Annotated in this window: 17 protein-coding genes; 8 read left to right on the top strand and 9 right to left on the bottom strand. The window is 71.0% G+C overall.

All coding sequences use genetic code 11. The features are described 5' to 3' along the window. Positions 1-645, bottom strand: coding sequence for a hypothetical protein (locus D7X74_RS15110; RefSeq protein WP_120533665.1), 645 nt, complete (start codon positions 643-645; stop codon positions 1-3). A gap of 56 nt (positions 646-701) precedes the next feature. Between D7X74_RS15110 and D7X74_RS15105 the strand changes: the two genes are divergently transcribed. The 3 genes from D7X74_RS15105 (at position 702) to D7X74_RS15095 (ending at position 3,268) form a co-directional block, all read left to right on the top strand. Next, on the top strand, positions 702-1,544 hold the full coding sequence (locus D7X74_RS15105) for an LEA type 2 family protein (protein WP_199741829.1): 843 nt from the start codon (positions 702-704) through the stop codon (positions 1,542-1,544). Between the two features lie 14 nt (positions 1,545-1,558). Further along, positions 1,559-2,257 (top strand): leucyl/phenylalanyl-tRNA--protein transferase, encoded by a 699-nt coding sequence (gene aat, locus D7X74_RS15100; RefSeq protein ID WP_120533663.1) that lies wholly within the window; start codon positions 1,559-1,561, stop codon positions 2,255-2,257. A gap of 96 nt (positions 2,258-2,353) precedes the next feature. Further along, positions 2,354-3,268, top strand: coding sequence for a hypothetical protein (locus D7X74_RS15095; RefSeq protein WP_120533662.1), 915 nt, complete (start codon positions 2,354-2,356; stop codon positions 3,266-3,268). A gap of 30 nt (positions 3,269-3,298) precedes the next feature. On the opposite strand, the gene D7X74_RS15090 is transcribed toward D7X74_RS15095, so the two are convergent. Together D7X74_RS15090 and D7X74_RS45025 are read right to left on the bottom strand one after the other, a co-directional pair. Next, positions 3,299-4,318, bottom strand: a complete 1,020-nt coding sequence (locus D7X74_RS15090) for a hypothetical protein (protein WP_120533661.1) — start codon at positions 4,316-4,318, stop codon at positions 3,299-3,301. Between the two features lie 81 nt (positions 4,319-4,399). Beyond that, positions 4,400-5,197 (bottom strand): hypothetical protein, encoded by a 798-nt coding sequence (locus D7X74_RS45025; RefSeq protein WP_120533660.1) that lies wholly within the window; start codon positions 5,195-5,197, stop codon positions 4,400-4,402. A 55-nt stretch (positions 5,198-5,252) separates the two neighbouring features. Here D7X74_RS45025 and D7X74_RS15080 point away from each other — a divergent pair, with 55 nt between their 5' ends. Further along, the gene (locus tag D7X74_RS15080; protein ID WP_233595576.1) at positions 5,253-6,671 is read left to right on the top strand and encodes a hemolysin family protein; all 1,419 of its coding nucleotides are present in this window, start codon (positions 5,253-5,255) and stop codon (positions 6,669-6,671) included. Between the two features lie 19 nt (positions 6,672-6,690). On the opposite strand, the gene D7X74_RS15075 is transcribed toward D7X74_RS15080, so the two are convergent. The 3 genes from D7X74_RS15075 to glgA are packed head-to-tail and all read right to left on the bottom strand — an operon-like array spanning position 6,691 to position 9,569. After that, on the bottom strand, positions 6,691-7,182 hold the full coding sequence (locus D7X74_RS15075; protein ID WP_120533659.1) for a hypothetical protein: 492 nt from the start codon (positions 7,180-7,182) through the stop codon (positions 6,691-6,693). Continuing rightward, positions 7,182-8,099, bottom strand: coding sequence for a serine/threonine-protein kinase (locus D7X74_RS15070; protein ID WP_120533658.1), 918 nt, complete (start codon positions 8,097-8,099; stop codon positions 7,182-7,184). The genes D7X74_RS15075 and D7X74_RS15070 overlap by 1 nt, the downstream gene beginning before the upstream one ends. A 36-nt stretch (positions 8,100-8,135) precedes the next feature. Further along, complete coding sequence (gene glgA / locus D7X74_RS15065) at positions 8,136-9,569, bottom strand: glycogen synthase GlgA (RefSeq protein WP_120533674.1); 1,434 nt, start codon at positions 9,567-9,569, stop codon at positions 8,136-8,138. Positions 9,570-9,635: 66 nt separating this feature from the next. Here glgA and pdxH point away from each other — a divergent pair, with 66 nt between their 5' ends. Continuing rightward, positions 9,636-10,232 carry a pyridoxamine 5'-phosphate oxidase gene (gene pdxH, locus D7X74_RS15060; RefSeq protein ID WP_120533657.1) on the top strand — a complete coding sequence of 199 codons (597 nt, stop codon included), beginning with the start codon at positions 9,636-9,638 and terminating at the stop codon, positions 10,230-10,232. A gap of 25 nt (positions 10,233-10,257) precedes the next feature. Here pdxH and D7X74_RS15055 read toward each other — a convergent pair whose 3' ends face one another. Both D7X74_RS15055 and D7X74_RS15050 read right to left on the bottom strand, forming a co-directional pair. Next, positions 10,258-12,693 (bottom strand): CapA family protein, encoded by a 2,436-nt coding sequence (locus D7X74_RS15055; protein WP_120533656.1) that lies wholly within the window; start codon positions 12,691-12,693, stop codon positions 10,258-10,260. Between the two features lie 160 nt (positions 12,694-12,853). Beyond that, positions 12,854-13,543, bottom strand: a complete 690-nt coding sequence (locus tag D7X74_RS15050) for an SDR family oxidoreductase (RefSeq protein ID WP_120533655.1) — start codon at positions 13,541-13,543, stop codon at positions 12,854-12,856. A 100-nt stretch (positions 13,544-13,643) separates the two neighbouring features. Here D7X74_RS15050 and hemG point away from each other — a divergent pair, with 100 nt between their 5' ends. The 3 genes from hemG to D7X74_RS15035 all read left to right on the top strand — a co-directional run bounded on the left by hemG (position 13,644) and on the right by D7X74_RS15035 (position 17,169). Further along, a complete protein-coding gene (gene hemG / locus D7X74_RS15045; RefSeq protein WP_120533673.1) occupies positions 13,644-15,020 on the top strand; it encodes a protoporphyrinogen oxidase in 1,377 nt (458 codons plus the stop codon). Positions 15,021-15,304: 284 nt separating this feature from the next. Continuing rightward, complete coding sequence (locus D7X74_RS15040) at positions 15,305-16,360, top strand: sensor histidine kinase (RefSeq protein ID WP_120533654.1); 1,056 nt, start codon at positions 15,305-15,307, stop codon at positions 16,358-16,360. Beyond that, a complete protein-coding gene (locus D7X74_RS15035; RefSeq protein WP_120533653.1) occupies positions 16,357-17,169 on the top strand; it encodes a LytTR family DNA-binding domain-containing protein in 813 nt (270 codons plus the stop codon). Before D7X74_RS15040 ends, D7X74_RS15035 begins: the two co-directional genes overlap by 4 nt. Positions 17,170-17,194: 25 nt before the next feature. Here D7X74_RS15035 and D7X74_RS15030 read toward each other — a convergent pair whose 3' ends face one another. Beyond that, positions 17,195-18,604: a hypothetical protein gene (locus D7X74_RS15030; protein ID WP_147444304.1), complete on the bottom strand. Its 1,410-nt coding sequence runs from the start codon at positions 18,602-18,604 to the stop codon at positions 17,195-17,197. Between the last annotated feature and the right edge of the window lie 161 nt (positions 18,605-18,765).

Below are 18,765 nucleotides of genomic sequence, written 5' to 3'. Positions count from 1 at the left end.
TCAGTGCACCTTGTCGTCGCGGGCGACCGTCTCACGGACCACGCGGGGACGCGGCGTCACCATGCGGGCCACGCCGGAGAAGAGCTGGTCCTCCGTGTAGACCTTGCGCACGCGGCGCTTCGCCATGCGCGGGTGATACGCGGGGCCCGGACGCTCCAGCCATTGCAGCACGCGCACCTCACCCGAGTGGGCCAGGGCGGCGAGCAGCGCCTCCGGACACACCTTGAGGTAGCGCCGCACCAGGGGCCGCAGCCGGCGACCGAAATCATCTCCCAGCTTCGCGTGGCGGCGGCCCGCGTGCAGCGTGCCGTCGAAGCGGCGCGACATGTGGAAGAGCTCGTGCATCAGCGTCTCCAGCCGCGCCTTCGCCGTGGAGCCCCGGAAGAAGAGAGGCCGCAGGGTGATGCAGTACAGCATCCGCCGACCCCGGATGCGCACCACCGGCTTGCGCCGGCCCGCCTTGTCGATGCTCTTGCCGCCCTTGAAGCACAGCGGCTTCACCGTGCCGCGCGACGCGCGCCGGGCCTCGCCCGCGACCACCAGGATGCGGCCCACCTTCACGTGCCGGAACTCGGGCATGCGGGCGGCGATGTCCCGGATGAGGGAGCGCAAGGTCCGGTTGAAGTTGGGACGTCGGGGAGCCACGGTTGGTGGACAGTCTAGCGGAAAACCCCTTGGGGCCAGCCCCCCGCCTCCCCAGAATGTCCAACGTGAATCGCTCGACCTGCCGGCTGTCCGTGGTGTCCCTGGTGTTCGCCCTCCTCGCCGGGTGTGCTTCCGCCCCGGTCCGCTCCGGCGGCCCCCCCGCCCTCACGGCGCAGGAGACCGCCGTGGTGTCCCAGGGACTCACCGATGCCACGGTGCGCTACACCGGCCAGGTGACGGGCACCGCCAACGGCGTGATTGAGCGCGCCGACTACGAGCTGGTCTCCGATGGGCAGGTCATCAAGACGGGCACCGCGAAGCTGGGCATCCCGTTCGCGCCGGGCACGCCCGCGGACTTCTCCTTCGAGGAGCGCTCCTCCTACGTGAAGAGCCCCGAGGACCTCACCCGCCTGAGCGCCCAGGGCGGCACGGTGCTCATCGCCCTGCGCGGCACGCTGGTGGTGCGCACTGGCGACACCGAGGACACCCTGCCCTTCGCCGCCAGCCGCGCCGTGCGCGTGCCCCGGCTGCCGGAGGTCATCGTGGAGGGCCTGGACGGCGCGCGCTATTCGCCCGAGGAGGTGCAGATCAACCTGCGCCTGGGCGTGCGCAACCCGAACCCGTTCCCGCTGCGGCTCGACTCGCTGACCTACCAGGTCTTCGTGGCGGACAAGCCGCTGGAGGAGGGCACCGTCGCCCAGGCGGACACGGTGGATGCGTCCGCGACGGGCGTGTACCCGGTGGAGGTGTCGGTGACGCAGCAGACGTGGGGTCCGGGCGTCAAGGCGCTCATCTCCAAGGGAACCCTGCCCTACAGCGTGAAGGGCGAGGTGAAGGGCCCGATGCTGCAACTGCCCTACACCCTGAAGGGTGACGTGAAGCTCAACGTGTCCCGCTAGACTGGGGCGCGCAAGTGCCCATCTACCTGTTGAGCGATGACGAGCCGGAGCTGTTTCCCCCTCCGGGCAAGGCGGACAAGAGCGGTCTACTCGCGGTGGGCGGAGACCTGCGCCCGGAGCGCCTGGTGGCCGCCTACTCGCAGGGCATCTTCCCCTGGTACAGCGAGGGGCAGCCCATCCTGTGGCACTCGCCCGACCCACGCTTCGTGCTGGAGCCGGCGAAGGTCCACGTGGGCCGCTCGCTGCGCAAGGTGATGAACCGGGGCACGTACACCGTGCGCTACGACACGGCGTTCGCGAAGGTCATCGACGCGTGCTCGCGCGTGCACCGGCCGGGGCAGGACGGCACGTGGATCACCGACGCCATGAAACAGGCGTACATCACGCTGCACGAGCTGGGGCTGGCGCACTCGGTGGAGGCGTGGGACGACGAGGTGCTGGTGGGTGGGCTGTACGGCGTGTCACTGGGCGCCGCGTACTTCGGGGAGAGCATGTTCGCGCTCGCGCCGGATGCGTCGAAGGTCGCGTTCGCCACGGCGGTGGAGCGCTTCCGGGGCTGGGGCTTCCACCTCATCGACTGCCAGGTGGAGACAGAGCACCTGGAGCGCTTCGGCGCGGAGTCCTGGCCGCGCAAGCGCTTCCTGACTGCGCTGAAGGAAGCGCTGAAGGAACCCACCCGGCGGGGCTCCTGGACGGAAGCCGGGCCTACGTAGCCGGGCTGTGCGAACCGGAGCGGACTTTTGAAGTCCTGGTGAACACAAAAACACCTCCGTAGACTGCCGGCTCCCCCACGCCTGGAGCCGCTGCGGATGGATGTCCACTACACCTGGATTGGCCCACCGCCGACGGACCGTCAGCGGGACATCGACGAGCCGAAGCGGCTGGCGGCCCGTGTGGGAACGGGCGTGAAGATCTACTTCTGGTGCCTCGACGCGCAGGTCGCGGCGTACACGCGGGACTTCGCCGCGCACCCGAACGTCACCGTGCGGGGGATGCAGGCGTTCCTGGCGGGGGCCTCGAAGACGGCCTACCGCTGGTACTACTGGTACAAGGAATCCGACGACTGGGCGGTCGCGGCAATGACAGACATCCTCAACTGGGGATTGGCCCTGGCGACGCCGCCCTCCTACCGCGCGTTCGTGAAGGACGCGTGGTCGCTCTTCCTCATGTACACCTGGGGCGGCTACGTGCTGGACGCGGGCGTGGGTCCGCACGGCGGCGGCGCGTTCGCGCTCCCGGAGCCCACGGCCTTCATGAGCCCGTCGCTGACCCAGGACGACGCGCTGATGATGCGCCGCTTCACGTTGTCGCGGCTCACGGGGTGGCAGGCGCAGGGTGACGTGACGCTCAACGACACGCGCGCGGACGAAGTCTGCGAAGCGATGCACTACGGCGCGGCGGACGACGGCGAGTCGGAGATGTGCCCTCAGTTGGAGGTCTGGATGCTGGCCAGCCCCCGTTATTCGAAGGGCGCCTGGGCGGCGCTGAAGCAGTACTGCGTCGTGTGGAAGGAGATGCAGCAGAACAACGAGCTGGTCAGCGCCAACGCGCCCCAGGTGTTCCGCTACCTCATCGCCGGCTCCGTCTACAACGGACTGACCCACGGCAATAACGGCGCGGTGCCGCGGACTTCCCTGTGGTTCTGCCAGAACGGGCAGAACGGCACCGTGGAAGTGCCGACCCTGAAACTGCGCAAGACGTATCACGGCTCCAGCGCGCACTGAGCGGTGCGCGCCGAGGCCTTGGAGCCCCTGCTATTTCTTGCAGGGCGACAGGCTGCGCTTCGCGTGGATGAGGTCCTCTTCCGTGGGGCTGCCGTAGCGCACGGACTTGGGCGTCATCTTCGGCCTCGGCGCCTTCAACTGCTGGTAGTCGTACGCGTAGAACACGCCCATCTGCCGGCTCAGGATGTAGCGCAGGCCGTTGAAGTCCCAGAGCCCACCGAACAGCACGCCGCCCGGCTTCAGCTCCTGCAACGCCGTGCTCTCCGCGTGCCGGACGAACAGCTTGGACAGGTCATCCGTGGCCCAGTTGCACGGGTTGCTGCCATTGCGGTGCAGATAGGACACCGTCAAATCAAACGCGCCCGCCGAGTCCTCGCCCCCCGTCACGCCGAAGTACTCCCACAGACGCGCGCACTCCGGCGCGGCGCAGTCCTGCGGCGGCACGTGCTCCGCGTAGTCCGGCGGGAGGCCATCCGAATCCTTGCCCGTCTGACTGCGATTGGGCCGGCGCAGCCTGCACCCCGTGGGCTCGTCCTTCTGCCGGAGCGCCACGGGCGTGCCCGACAGCCTTCCCGGCGGCAACAGCTCGCACTCCACCGCCACCTCCGCCATCAGGTACGTCTGCCGGTCCTCGTCCGTGCCCATCCGCACCGCCCACCACGCGGTCGGCGTCGCCTTGCACGCCTTCGAGTCCGCCTTGCCGAACACCCAGAGCGGCACCTTCGTGTCGGGCGCCCCCAGCTTGCGCGCCATCTCCGCCGGCACCGGCTTCACCCCGGAACGGCTGCGCGCTCCCGCCTGGAAGAACTTGTCCTTGCCCGGGGGGATGATGGCCTGGTGCACCAGCCAGCCCAGCCGCTCGATTCCCACCAGCGCCATGGGCGTCATCGGCAGGAACTCCGGCTTCGCCGGGCAGCCCCGGTCCGGCTCCGGCATGTCCACCACCACCGCGTCGCCGTTGTCCGCATCCACCTGGGCCCGCGCGGCCAGGGGCCACACCGCCAGCACCAGTCCCCACGTGAGCACCGCGCGCATCGCTCTCCCCGTCATCGTCGGACCTCCGCCTGAAGTCATACCGCAAGCGGACGCCTGGGCGGAGGACGTCCCGCCTCACGGGAAGCAGCCGGACGCTCAGCGCTTCTTCTTGCCCGGGACGGCCTTCGGCTTGCCCTTCGCGGGCACCGTCCCCGCGTCCGGCGCCGGCACGTCCGACACCGTCGCGTCCACGGTGTCCTCCGGCGGGGACTCCGGCTTCGGGGGCGCTTCCACCTCCGCCCGATCCTCCAGCGGCACGCGGCCCACCGCGCGGTTGAACAACGCCCACAGCGCCTTGTGGTGCCCCGCCCGGTCCGTCTTGCCCGTCAGCACCAGCCCCGCGCCGCTGTAGCGCACCGCCAGCCCCGGCGGCATCCCCGCCGTGAAGTCCTCCAACTGCGCCTGGAGCTGCGGCATGTCGAACGTCAGGTCCAGCTCCCGCGCCAGATACGCCTCCGTGCGCAGCAGCTCGCGCAGCGCCGTGCGGCACGCGGCGTCCTTCACCGTGGCCGTCAGCGACTTGTCCACGCCCTGCGTCGCCTTCAGGTCCGGACACGCCTTCTTCGCCGCCGCCAACTGGGGCGCGAAGTTCTCCAGCTCCGTGGGCCCCACCGCCACGCGCCACACGGCGAAGCGCCCCTCCGCGTACAGCAGCATCATCGTGACGCCGGGCTTGTGGGCCGTCAGGAGCAGCTCGCCGCTGCCCGGCAGCGCCTCCGCCGACGCCACGGACGCGTCCTCCACCTCCGCCCAGTCCACGGCGGTCAGCTTCTGGAAGGTCTCCTTGCCCGGCTCCAGCGTCAGGGCCTGGTCCACCGGCCAGGCCAGGGCCGCCGTGGGAGCAGCCAGCAGGCCCAGCAGTCCGCCAATGACGTACATCCGACGTCCCCGCATGGTGGCCTCCGCCAGGGTGGTATGACCGTCTAGCACGGGATAAGAACGACGCCCTATGCCTACCTGGACCCTCTGGGTCGCCTGCCTGGCCCTCTGTTTCACGAGGTCCCTGGTCGCCGCCGCGGAGTCCGCCCTCTACGGGACCTCGGACCTGCGCGCCCAGGAACTCGCCGAGGAGAGCAAGACCTCCGCCGCCCGCCGCGTGCTCCGCCACAAGACGGAGCGTGAAGCCACCGCCACGGCCCTGCGCCTGGGCATGGTGCTCAGCGGCTTCCTGGCCGCCGCCATCGGCGCCTTCGTTCCCCCGCGCATGCTGGACTTCAGCCGCTACGGCGAGGCCGCCTGGGTGCCCGTCGCCACCGTGTGCGCGGGCGCCCTCTTCGTGGGCGTGCTCGCCAGCCTCATGGAAGTCACCATGCGCGGCCTGGCCAACGGCAACCCGGAGCGTTGGGCGCTGCGGCTGGCGTCGCTGGTGTCCATGCTGGTGCTGCTGCTCTACCCGCCCATGCGCATCATGCTGGGCCTGCTCAACCTGGGCGCCCGCACCTTCGGCCGCACCCTGCGCTTCGAGCCGCCGCCCCCGCCCCTGGAGGAGTTGGAGAAGCTGCTCGCCGCCCAGGCCGCCCGCAACGAGGTGGACAAGAGCGCGCCCCAGCTCATCCGCTCCATCTTCGAGCTGTCCGACAAGCGCTGCCGCGACGTGATGGTCAACCGCACGGATGTCATCTCCGTGGACATCACCACCCCGCCGGACGAGGTGCTGCGCATCCTGGCGGAGGAGAACCACTCGCGCATCCCGGTGTACCACGACGACGTGGACCACATCGTCGGCGTGCTGCACGCGCGCGACCTCATCCCGCTGCTCCAGCACCCGGAGCTCATCGTCCTGCAGGACGTCATCCGCCCTGCCCACTTCGTGCCGTGGATGAAGCCCGTGGGCGACCTGCTCCGGGACATGCAGAAGCGGAAGATCCACATGGCCATGGTCGTCGACGAGTACGGCGGCTTCATGGGCGTCGTCACGCTGGAGGACATCCTCCGCGAAATCGTGGGTGACATCGGCGACGAGTTCGAGGTGGAGGAGAAGCTCGTCGAGAAGATGGCCGACGGCAGCTCCCTGGTGGACGCCGCGATGGAGGTGGATCAGTTCACCAAGGTCTTCGGCTTCCCCCTGCCCGAGGGCGACTTCGACACGCTCGGCGGCTACCTGTCGTCGCTCGCGGGCCACCTGCCCGACGTGGGCGAGCGCTTCACCTACAACGGCTGGCAGTTCGTCGTGGCCACCAAGGAAGGCGCCCGCATCGACCGCGTGCGCATGAGCCGCCTCAAGAGCGCCGTGCCCGGCCCGCCCGAGGTCACGCCCCGCGATGGCGCCCCTTCCTCCTCCGTGAAGGAAGAAGCCCGGGACGCCGCGCGCCGCACCGAGAACGAGTCGCCTCCGGACTCCGGCTCCTCTCCCGAAGCCAAGGGCTGAGCCGGAAAAACACCGCGCGTCAGGGTGCCGGGGCCACCGCTCCGCCCGGCATCCACGGAATGCCCAGCACGCGCGCGTCCCGGAAGGGGGCTCTCCGCTCGGAGCCGCCGAAGCGCAGCACCACGCCCCCCTCCACCCGCACCGCGTGGGACGTGGGCTCCGGCCGCGCCGCCGAGCGGGGCACGGCCAGCGGGAAGCGCAGCTCCAGCGGGACTTCGCTCAGGCCATCCAGCGGCACGACCATCACCTGCTCGCCGGTGATCATCCGCTGGCCATCCACCCGCAGGTCGATGTCCGCGCGGGTGAGCGAGGCCGCGTCGGAGGACGGGTTTCGCACCTTCAGCTTCAGCGTGAGCGTCCCCGTGCCCTCGCGCGTGAAGGCCATGTCCACCGCCTCCACCCGGACCGCGTCGTCGTAGGCGCGCGGCTGGAAGGGCACCACGCCCAGGCAGGCGGAGCCAACGACGGCACTTCCCAGCACCAGCCCGAGCACCGCCCGGCGCGAGCGCATCAGCCGCCCAGCAGAGGCTGCAGCGCCTCCACCGTCAGGGGCCAGCCCGCGCGGCGCGACAGCACCTCCAGCGCCTTGATGAACTCCGCCGCGGACTGGAAGCGGCGCGCCCGGTCCGCGAACAGCGCCTTGCGCGCCACCTGCGCCGCGTAGTCCGGCAGGTCCGGCGACACCGAGGACAGCAGCGGCACGCGCGCGTCCCGCACCTGGTGCATGAGCTGCGCTTCGTTGTCGCCGGTGAACAGGCGCCGGCCGCCCCACAGCTCCCAGAGCATCACGCCCACCGCGTACAGGTCCGTGCGTGCGTCCACCGCCTGTCCCAGCACCTGCTCCGGGCTCATGTACGGCAGCGTGCCGCGCAGCGCGCCGGACTCGCCGCGCATCATCCCTTCCACCTCCGCCACGCCGAAGTCGGTGAGCTTCACGTCGCCCTGGATGCCCAGCAGCACGTTGGCGGGGTTCACGTCGCGGTGGACGATGGTGGCGCCGTTCTCCCCCACCTTGGCGCGGTGGATGTAGTCCAGCGCCTTGAGCACGCACCACGCGATGTAGCAGGCGGACTCCGGCGGCATCGCGGCGCCCGCCTTGATCAGCAGCTCCTGCATGTAGCCGAGCGTCCGGCCACTCACGAGCTCCTGCACCATCAGGTAGTCGGGCCCGGCGCGGAACAGCCGGAAGGTCCGCACGATGTGCGCGTTGCGCAGGCGCACCGTGAGCTTCGCCTCGTCGACGAAGGCCTTCACATACGCGGGGTCGTTGCGGAAGGACGGGTGCAGCCGCTTGATGACGACTTCCTCGGGCTCGCCCGGGGAGCGCTGCGTCGTCTCGCGCGCGCGTGCTTGATACACCTCCGCCATGCCGCCGACCGCCAGCCGGCCGACCACTTCATAGCCACCCAGGTCCGGAGCTTCCGCCACGGCGGTAACACTATCCCGGTTCCGGAGCGCGCCCCACTATTCCGCTACCAGGGAGGCGAAGAGGGACTCGTACTTCCGGGCGGACGCCGCCCAGGAGAAGTCCTTGCCCATCCCCCGCCCCCGGAAGTCGCCCAGGCGCACGGGATCCGCGTAGAGGGCCAGCGCCCTGCGGATGGCCGCCAGGAGCGCCGTGCGGTGGAAGGTTTCGAAGAGCAGTCCGTTGCCGTCCAGCCCCCCCTCCACCGTGTCCACCAGTCCACCCGTGGCCCGGACGATGGGCACCGTTCCGTAACGCAGTGAATACATCTGATTCAGGCCGCACGGCTCGTAGCGGCTGGGCATCAGGAAGAAGTCCGACCCCGCCTCCACCAGGTGTGACAATTCCGGGTCGAACCCGATGTGCACCCCCACCTGCGTGGGGTAGCGCTCCTGCAACGCGCGCAGGCCCGCCTCCAGCACAGGGTCCCCGTTGCCCACCGCCACGAAGCGCAGGTCCGCCTGGAGCGCCGCGGGCATCGTCTCCAGAAGCAGGTCCACGCCCTTCTGCCACGCCAGCCGGCTCACGATGCCGAACACCGGCGCGCCCGTGTCCCCGGACAGCCCGAAGCGCTCCAGCAGGGCGCGCTTGCAGGTCGCCTTGCCCTTCAAGTCGTCCGGGCCGTAGTGCTCCGGCAGGTACGCGTCCGTGCGGGGGTTCCACTCGTGCGCGTCGATGCCGTTGAGGATGCCGGTGAGCGCGTGCGAGCGCCGGCGCAGCAGGCCATCCAGGCCGTAGCCCTGCTCCGCCGTCTGGATTTCGCGCGCGTACGTGGGCGACACGGTGGTGAGCGCCTCGGAGAAGACGAGCCCCGACTTGAGGAAGTTCACCTGGTCGTAGAACTCCACGCCCTCCGGGGTGAACAGGTCCCACGGCAGCCCCAGGTCCTCCATCGTCCCCTTGGGGAACTGCCCCTGGTACGCGAGGTTGTGGATGGTGAAGACGCACTTCGCGCGGGAGAGCGGCGTGCCCTGGAAGCCCCGGCGCAGCGCCACCGGAACGAGCCCCGTCTGCCAGTCGTGCAGGTGGATGATGTCCGGGAAGAAGCGCAGCCGCTGCGCGGCCTGGAGCGCGCCGATGCACAGGTAGGCGAAGCGGCGGGGGTTGTCCGCGAACTCCCCGCCCCCATCGCCGTAGAGCCCCTTGCGGCCGCCGTAGAGGGCCTCGTTCTCCAGGAAGAGCACCTCCAGGCGCTCGGTGAGGCGCGCGGACAGGACGGGGCCGCCCACCTCACCGAAGGGGAAGCGCAGCACCAGGGACTGGCCGGTGGGCTCCAGGTGGCCGGTGTTGCGCACGTCCTGGTAGCGGGGCGTGACGATCTTCACGTCGTGCCCCAGCGCGGCCAGCGCCGTGGGCAGGGCCCCTGCGACGTCGCCCAGCCCCCCCGTCTTCGAGAAGGGGGTGACCTCCGAGGCGATGAAGAGAATCTTCATGAACACACGATCGCGGGTCCAGACAGGGAGTCAACCGCGAACGTGCGCCCTGGGGTGGGGTTTCCTATGGTGCGGCGCGTGACGATCCCCCCCGACCCCATCCAGCGCTTCGCCGACCTCTTCGCCCAGGCCAAGAAGGCCATCCCCGTGGACCCCAACGCCATGGTGCTGGCGTCCGTGGACAACGAGGGCCGCCCGAGCGCCCGCGTGGTGCTGCTCAAGGACTTCGATGCACGGGGCTTCGTCTTCTTCACCAACTTCCAGAGCCGCAAGGGGCGCCAGCTCACCGCGCACCCGCACGCCGCGTTGTGCTTCCACTGGCAGCCCCTGGAGCAGCAGGTGCGCATCGAGGGCCGGGTGGAGCAGGTGACGGACGCGGAGGCGGACGCGTACTTCCAGAGCCGGGCGCGCGGCAGCCAGATTGGCGCGTGGGCCAGCCTCCAGAGCGAGGAGCTGCCGGACCGCGAGCTGCTGGACGCGCGCGTGGCGCAGGTGGAGGCCCGGTTCCAGGGCCGGCCGGTGGAGCGCCCCCCGCACTGGAGCGGCTTCCGCGTGGTGCCGGAGCGCATCGAGTTCTGGCACGCCCGCCCCAGCCGCCTGCACGAGCGCAACGTGTACCTGCGCGACGGCGAGGGCTGGAAGACGGCGCTCCTGTATCCCTGAAGGCGCACGGCGCGTCCCCTGAGCTTCAGGGCACGCGGTGCGCGCGGAAGGTGACGCGCAGTGTGTACGTGCCCGCCGGGGCCTCCACGCGCACGAAGTCCCGCGCGTGCGGCGTCGCGAGCGTCAGCGTGCTCCCGGAGGCCTGCCGCTCCCAGGCCACCAGCGCCAGGTCGTCCACCGCCGTCACGCCCTGCCCTGACTTCGGGGGCGCGGTGTTGAGGGTCAGGTCCAGCGCCCAGGGTGCGTTCCAGAGGTCGGGCCGGGGCGGATCCGCCGGGAAGCGCAGGTCCTCCGACACCAGCGTCCAGTCGTAGGTGCCGCCCTCGTGGCGCAGCAGCGTCTGCGAACCGAAGAGCGTGTAGGACTCCACGGGCAGGTACTGCACGCCCACGGAGAAGGCACCGCCGCCCTGCCCCTTCACCCAGGCCACCGCCGTGAGGTCGCGGTTGGGCGGGCCCTCCGCGAAGCCGGGCGGCCGGAAGCGGTTGACCAGCTTCACCGCCGCGCCGCGCGAGTCACTGGAAGCGCGACGCTGGCAGAGGGCCGCGGCGCCCCGGTGCGGACCGTCCTGGCACACGTAGCCCGCGCCATTTCCCAGGCCCCAGCGCGGCGCTTCGTTGGCGTCGTCGTCCACGTCGTGGTCCTCGAAGTCGCCGTGCAGGAGCACGTCGCGTCCGGCCTTGAGCTTCACGCCCGTGGGCGGCGTCTCGCCGGTGAGCCGGGCCACGGCGACGGACTCACCCTCGTGGCGCAGGGCCCGCAGGTCCACCGTGGCGCGGCCGTGGGCCTCCACCGTCACCGGCACGTCCACGGTGCGCTCGCTCACCGCCGCGTGCTGGCCGGCCGGAAGCAGCTCGCCCCAGGAGGGCTGGGGCACCAGCTCCACGTCGCCCTCGCGGGACAGCTCCGCGAGGTTTCGCAGGAAGGCCTCCGCCAGCTCGCCCGCGATGGGCCGGGGGCGGTAGTCCTCGATGTACACGGGCACCGCTCGGGCCCGGTCCACGCGAGCGCCCGTGGCCTCCACCTCCGCGAGCAGGCCCACCATCGTCTCCAGGCGGTCCTGGTCGAAGGCGAAGTTGCCCAGCGACTGCGCCAGCAGCACGCCCTTGTAGCGCGCGAAGCCCTGGGGGATGTGCGGGTGGTGCGCGATGACGAGCCCCGCGCCCGCGTCCACCATGTCGCGCATGCGCTGCGCCGTCGGGGTGGAGGGCCGCACGCTGTACTCGACGCCGGTGTGCAGCACCGCCACCGGAACGCGGCCCTGGGCGCGCTCGGCGCCGAGCAGCGACGTCACCCGGGACATGTTGCGCGCATCCGCCGCGCCGCCCTGGTTCGGGCCCGCGACGTACTGCTGATCATGCTCGCTGCCGGTGATGGAGCACATCGACACCAGGCTGTAGCTGCCGCCCGCGAGCGGCACGCGCGCCGGGACGAAGGCCTCCGTCTCATTCCGGCCCGCGCCGCTGAAGGCCATGCCCGTCGCGCCCACGTGCGAGAGCGTGTCGTTGAGTCCCGGCGCCAGGTAGTCGTAGACGTGGTTGTTGCCCAGGCTCACGTAGTCCACGCCCAGCCACGGCAGCGCGGGCAGCGAACCGGGCAGCGTGAAGAACGCATAGGCCTTGTCGTCATGGGGCGTGGTGGGCGAGTCCGTCACCGGCGTCTCCAGGTTCACGGCCCGGAAGTCCGCGGCCTGGAAGTAGGGCCGCACGTGGGTGAAGACCGCCTTGGTGCCCGGCAGCGGATCCGACACGCGGATGAGCGCCGCGGGGTCGTCCGGAGGCATCTGGTTGCGGGGCGTGGTGTCGTCCGGATCCAGGAAGCGCCGGCCCAGCGACACGTCCCCCGCGAAGAGCATCCGCACGCCGCCGTCCTTCGCGGACAGCCGCACTGGAGGCAGCATCACGCGCGTCTCGGACAGACTCCGGCGCAGCGCCACCGCCACCACGGCCGGCCGGAAACCCTCCGCGTCCACCTGGAGCAGCCGGTTGTGCCGGGGCAACACCGGGAAGCGGAAGCGACCGTCCGCGTCCGTGCGCGCCTGCGCCTCCCCCACGCGCACCAGGAGGTTCGCGAGCGGCGCGCCCGCGACGGAGACCACCGTGCCTTCCAGCGCGATGCCGGTGCACGCATAGGCGCGGCGGGCCTTGCGCTCGGCGTCGGGCAGGGACGCCGCGTCTCCGAGTTCGGGCTCGGGCGCGCAGGTCGTCAGGACGGGAGGGACCTCCTCCTCGGGCGGTGGCTCCTCCGGTGGTGGCTGTTCGTCGGGAGTCTCCCCGGGAGGCGGCTCGACCGGGGGTGGCGTCTCGTCAGGAGGCGGCGTCACCGGCGGCGGTGACTCGGATGGCGCTTCGTCTCCCGGCGCCGTCACGCCCCCCTGTCCGTTCGACGGGGCCGAGGCCCCCGGACCGCACGCCACCAGACACGCCGCCATCCACGCCATCGGCAGGAACCGCTGCCCCATCCCGTCCCCCTGCGCCGCCCTCGACCGCCGGCCACTTCCGGCGTCGAGATGGGGACGAAAGCGGGCGGGCGCCAGGGAAGGACTTGCCCCTGGGGGCTGCCTGCCTGCTCTGGCGGCGCCGGGCGCGTTCAACGCCCGACACCGCGGCGTCAGGCGCGCCCTACCAGGGGATCTCCGCGCCCTCGTAGTCGAAGAACCGGCCGGAGTGGTCCAGCGAGACGCCGTCGATGACCCGGAGCATCCCGCGCACCGAGTCGTCCGCCGGCAGCGGCGCATCCTGGCCGCCCATGTCCGTCTGCACCCAACCCGGATGCAGCAGCACGCACGCCAGGCCATCCCGGCGCAGGTCGTTGGCCATGGAGCGCACGCCCATGTTCAGCGCGGCCTTGGACATGCGGTAGGCGTACGCGCCGCCTTCCGTGTTGCTGGAGAGCGAGCCCATGCGCGACGTCACGTGCGCCACCTTGCGGCCGACACCGTGTCGCAGCGCGGGCAGGAGCGCGGAGGTGATGCGCAGCGGCCCGAGCGCGTTCACCGCGAACGTGCGCTCCAGGTCCTCGAAGTCCAGCTCGTGCAACCCCACCCACTGTCCCGACACGCCCGCGTTGTTGATGAGCACGTCCACCGGCTCGCGACAGACATTCGCCGCGAACGCGCGCACGCTGTCCGCGCAGGTGACATCCAGCGCGTGGATCCGCAAGCGATTGCCGGACTCGTGCAGCAGCGGCTCCAGCCGACGCGCCATCTCCGGGGCGCGCACGCCCGCGTCGACGGTCTCTCCTCGCCGCAGCAGCTGCTGCACGAACTCGAAACCGATTCCGCGGCTGGCTCCCGTGATCACGTAGCGCATACCTGTATTAACGCGCGGGGTAGCGCTCCTTGGCAAAGCACCCCCCTTCGCACTAAGGCGCCCGTGGGTGCTCACCTCACGACAGCAGGGGATGGACGACATGACGGTCGCGGTCATCGGCGGGGGGCTTTCAGGACTGGTCCTGGCTCACCGATTGCGGTCGCGCGGCACGGCTGCCGTGGTGCTGGAGTCCTCGTCGCGCGTGGGTGGAAACGTGCAGACCCGCACAGAGGGGGGCTACCTCCTGGAAGCCGGACCCAACAGTTTCCTGGACCGGGAGCCCGCCACCCGTTCACTGGCGGAGGCCCTGGGTCTTGAAACACGCATCCGTCCGGCGGATGCAGCGGCAAAAAACCGCTACATCTTCACCCGAGGTGCACTTCGGGCGGTGCCGTCATCACCGCCCGCCTTCCTTAAATCCGACGTTATTTCCCTGTCCGGGCGCCTGCGGGTGCTGGGTGAGCTGTTCAGCGGACGCGGCCCCACGGGCGTGGATGAAACACTGGCGCAACTGGGCCGGCGCCACCTGGGCCGCGAGGCGACCACGGTGCTGCTGGATGCGTTCCAGACAGGCATCTACGCGGGCGACCCGGAGCAGCTCAGCGCGGAGGCCACCTTTCCGCAGCTCGTGAAGTTCGAGCGGGACCACCGCAGCCTCATCCTGGGCGCCATCCGTTCCCAGCGCGCGGCGCGCAAGGTGGCTCCAACCCCAACCCAGGAGGGTGGCCCGAAGTCGAAGCTCACCGGTCTGTTGAGCACGTTCGACAAGGGCCTGGGCGTGCTGGTGGACGCGCTGTCGGCGTCGCTGGGCGATGCGGTGCGCACCGACGCGAAGGTGGAGGGCCTCACCCGGACGGCGGACGGGTGGAAGCTCCAGGTGCGCGAGCGCGGACAACCCGTGGAGTTGCTGGCCTCCCAGGTCGTGCTGGCGACGCCCTCGTACGTGGCGGCGGACCTGCTGCGCCCGCTGGACGCGCCCCTGGCGTCGACGCTGGAGGGCATCGGCTATGCGCCCATGGCCGTGGTGCACCTGGGCTTCGCGCCGGGGGCGACGGCGAAGCCGGACGGGTTCGGGTTCCTGGTGCCGGCGGTGGAGGGCAAGGCGGTGCTGGGCACCATCCATGTCTCCACCACGTTCCCCTTCCGCGCGGAGGGCGGGCGGGTGCTGCTCACGTGCCTGATGGGCGGCACGCGCAAGCCGGAGGTCGTCGCGCGGGACGAGGACGCGCTGGTGGCGCTGGCGCGCGAGGAGTTGAAGGCGATGACGGGCCTCACCGCGACGCCGGAGCTGACGCAGGTCGTCCGCTGGCCGCGCGGCATCCCGCAGTACACGGTGGGGCACCTGGGGCGGGTGGCGTCCCTGGACGAGCGCCTGAAGCGCTGGCCGGGCCTGCACGTCACCGGCAACGCGTACCGGGGGGTGGGCATCAACGACTGCATCCGCGAGGCGACCCGGCTGGCGGACGCGCTGGCGTAGCGGCGGAGGGAGCGGCCAGGGGCTCGGGAGCGACCGCTCAACCTCGTTCCCCGACGGCCTGGCGCAACCCTCCCTGGAGGGCCCCTGGGGCACTGCCAGAGTCCGTGGGCATGTTCCACGAACACTGGAGAAACCCCCCATGTTCTCAATGCGCTCGCCGCTCCTGTTCGTGCTCGCCGTCCTCTTCTTCCCGGCCGTCCTCGCCGGGACGATCGTCCTGGACCTGGTCCCGGCGCCCGTCCCCCGGCACTAGGACGCCGGACGGTGTAGCCTCCCGCCGGAGCATGTCGGAGACGTCGGAAGGTTCCATCGTTCGCGCCACGCTGCGCGCCCTCGTCGCGCCGTGGCGGCTGGTTCCCATCATCCTGGTGTCGCTGCCGCTGCTGGTGGCCCAGGTGCGCTGGAGCCTGGATCCGCACGCGTTCTGGCTGGGCCTGCTCCTGTGCCTGCTGTGCGTCGCCGTCGCGCCCGTGTCCTACCGGGTGCTGTTCCCAGAAGGGCTGGACCTGAGCCACGGAGGCATCCGCCTGCTGCTCTACGCGGCGGTGGGCTGCGGCGTGGTGCTGTCGGTGGGCTACGCCCTGCCCCGCGTCACCCTGATGCTGCCCACGTTCCTGTCGGAGCCGTACAACCTGGCCATCTGCGGCGGCCTGTTCCTGGTGGCCGGCTGGGGCCTGGGGCGGGACATCGGCTTTGAAGAGACGCTGCTGCGCGAGCGGGCGCGCGCCACGCGCTTCGCCTGGGAGGCCGAGCAGGCGCAGCTGCTGGCCATCCGCAGCCACCTGGATCCGCACTTCCTCTTCAACACGCTCAACGCCATCGCGGAGTGGTGCCGCGAGGACGGCGCCGTCGCGGAGGCCGCGGTGCTGCGCCTGTCCACGATGCTGCGCTCGGTGCTCGCGGGCGTGCGCAGCGTCACCTGGCCGCTGTCCCAGGAGCTGGAGCTGATGCGCACGCTGTTCGACCTGCACCTGTTGCGCGACCCGGACCTGTTCCAGCTCCACATGACGGTGGCGCAAGGGTTGGGCGACGTGCCCGTGCCGCCGCTGTTGCTCTTGCCGCTCGCGGAGAACGCGGTGAAGCACGGGCCGGCGTCCGGACACCGGGGCCCGCTGCGCGTGGACGCGGCATCCCGCGACGGGGTGGTGGTGGTGTCCATCGACAACCCCGGCGCCTCCAAGGGGCCTCGCGAGGGCAGCGTGGGCCTGCCGACCGTGGAGCGCCGGCTGGCGCTCGCGTATGGCGGTCAGGCGCTGCTGGCGCTGGAGAGCGCGGACGGGCGCACCCGTGTCACCGTCACCCTGCCCCGCAGGGGCCCCCAACCCGGAGTCCTCACGTGAGAGAGCCCCTGCGCGTCCTCATCGCCGATGACGAACTGCTGGCGCGCAAGCGCCTGTCCCGCCTGTTGGCCGCGCTGCCGGACGTGAGCGTGTGCGGCGAAGCGGTGGACGGGGACTCGGTGCTCGCCGCGGTGCGCGCGGGAGGCGTGGACGTGGTGTTGCTGGACATCCACATGCCGGGTCTGAGCGGCCTGGATGCCATGGCCCTGCTGCCCGTAGGCGGCCCCCACGTCATCTTCTGCACCGCCCACGCGGAGCACGCGGTGAACGCCTTCGAGCACGGCGCGGTGGACTACGTGCTCAAGCCCGTGGAGGCGGCGCGTTTGCAGAAGGCGCTGGAGCGCGCCCGGGCCCGGCTGCCCGCCTCCCCTCCGACATCCGCGCCGACGTCCGCTCCGGCCGCGCGAGCGAAGAACGTCACGGCCCCTCCCCAGGCCTCCGGAGGAAGCGGGCCCGCCTTCGCGCGGCTGCCCATTCCCACGCGTCAGGGGCTGGTGCTGGTGTCGCCGGACGCCATCTCCCACGCGTCGCTGGAGGACGAGCTGGTCACGGTGTTCACCACGCAGGGTGACTTCCTCACCGACTTCACCCTCAACGAGCTGGCGGACAAGCTGCCCGCCGAGCACTTCCACCGGGTGCACCGGAGGGCCCTGCTCAACCTGTCGCACGTGACACGGCTGGAGCCGCTGGAGACGGGCGGCTACCTGGCGCGCACGGCGCGGGGGCACTCGGTGGAGGTGAGCCGCCAGTCCGCACGCGAGCTGCGCCGCATGCTGGGGCTGCGCAAGGGCGCGGAGGACGAGGGCTGAAGCGCCCCCGTCCCTACTTCCGCCTTCAGTTCCAGACGAACAACTGGTGCACCTGCCCGGCGTCGTCGCCCAGCGTGTCCAGCAGGGCCTGACGCGCGGGACCGGGGAGCTCCGCGCCACCGCGGGCGCAGCGGGCCGCCTCCTCGCGGGTCAGCGCGGGCGCGGTGCAGAAGGAGTCCTGCCAGCGCGCCAGGAGCGTCCGGAAGAAGGTCTGCTCGTAGCCCTGGAGCTCGCCGTCCAGCCACCCGTCCTTGCTGGGCTGCGCGAACTTCTGCGGCGTCACCCCGCCGGGGGTGAAGGTGATGTTGTGCTCGTAGCCGGACGCGGTCAGCGACTTCTCCGCCTTCACCGCCAGGGGCGCGTGCTGGTCCTGGAGGACGGCCTGGGCCACCACCGCGAAGTGGTACTCCACCTCCCGGCGCAGCGCTCGGTACTCGAAGGCGCGCGGCACGTCGCGGTACTTCGTCACCTCCACCGTCGTCTTGTACTCCACCGTCTTCTTCTGGGTGACGAGCCGCTTCTTCATTACCCCCTTGTCCTCGTATGCCTCCTCCACCGAGTACGGGACCTCCGCCGTCGCGGTGCGATCCTCGTGGTCGGTGTACGGCACCTGCTCCGTCCACGTCGCCGTCAGCGACACCGGCTGACTGCTGTTGTCCTCGCGCAGGCTGCCTTCCAGCGTGAGCGGCACGCGGCGCGAGGAGGCGTCCGAATACCAGGGCGAGGCTTCGAACGCGCCCGCCATCCGCGCCATCAGGTATTTGACGACGTCGTTGCTGATGCCATCCATGGACACCTGGAACATGGGAACGCCCAGCGCCTCCGGGAACATCGGCGCCCGGGGCGCGTCCTGGCGGTAGTGCCGGCAGTAGCGCGACACCAGCTCCGCCCAGTGCGCGGTGCCCACCGAGGGTGACTGCTTCAGCCGGGCGCACGTCGCCTCGCCGCCCTGCTGCACCGCGTTCTCCATGTCGCGGCGGATGGGCGCCATCTCCGCGTGGGCCAGGAGCGCGCGCTTGCGGTTGAGGTGCGACTCCGCCGTCAACGCGTGGCCCCGCTTCGCCTGCTCTCCGATGAGCTGGCGCAGGTGCTGGTGCGTGCCCGCCATCTCCTCCAGGAGCGAGCTCTCCATGCCGCCGTCCAGCTTGGAGTTCCACTTCACCTTGTAGGCGAGGAACTGCTCCAGGTTCCGCTCCGCGTCCTCGTCCCTGCCTTCCAGCCGGGCCTGCCGCGACCCGGTGAGAAGCTGCGACAGGCCGCGCCAGCGCAGGTCGTCCAGCGAGGCGCGCAGCGACGTGTCATTGGGTGAATCCTCGACGACCTTCACGTACAGCTCGGCGGCTTCGATGAAGCGGCCCTTCTCCGCCAGGTCGTTGGCCTGGCCCCGGATGGTGGAGCACGCGGTCACCGTGCTCGCCAACAGGAGCAGCGGCATGAGGAAGAACTTCCGGCGCGGGCCGGAGCGGAGGGACGGGGAGGCGGAGGAAATCACGAACGGCACCCTTCAGCGCGTGGCGCGTGGCACGCGGGCTGACGACCAGGATGACCGGCATATTCACCGCGACGCCCCCGTCCCCACAAGGGGCCCCCCAGGTT

Source organism: Corallococcus sp. CA047B (assembly GCF_003612065.1).
GTDB lineage: Bacteria > Myxococcota > Myxococcia > Myxococcales > Myxococcaceae > Corallococcus > Corallococcus praedator.
The sequence above is the reverse complement of the archived record's forward strand: the minus strand, read 5'-3'. Positions and strand labels throughout refer to the sequence as shown.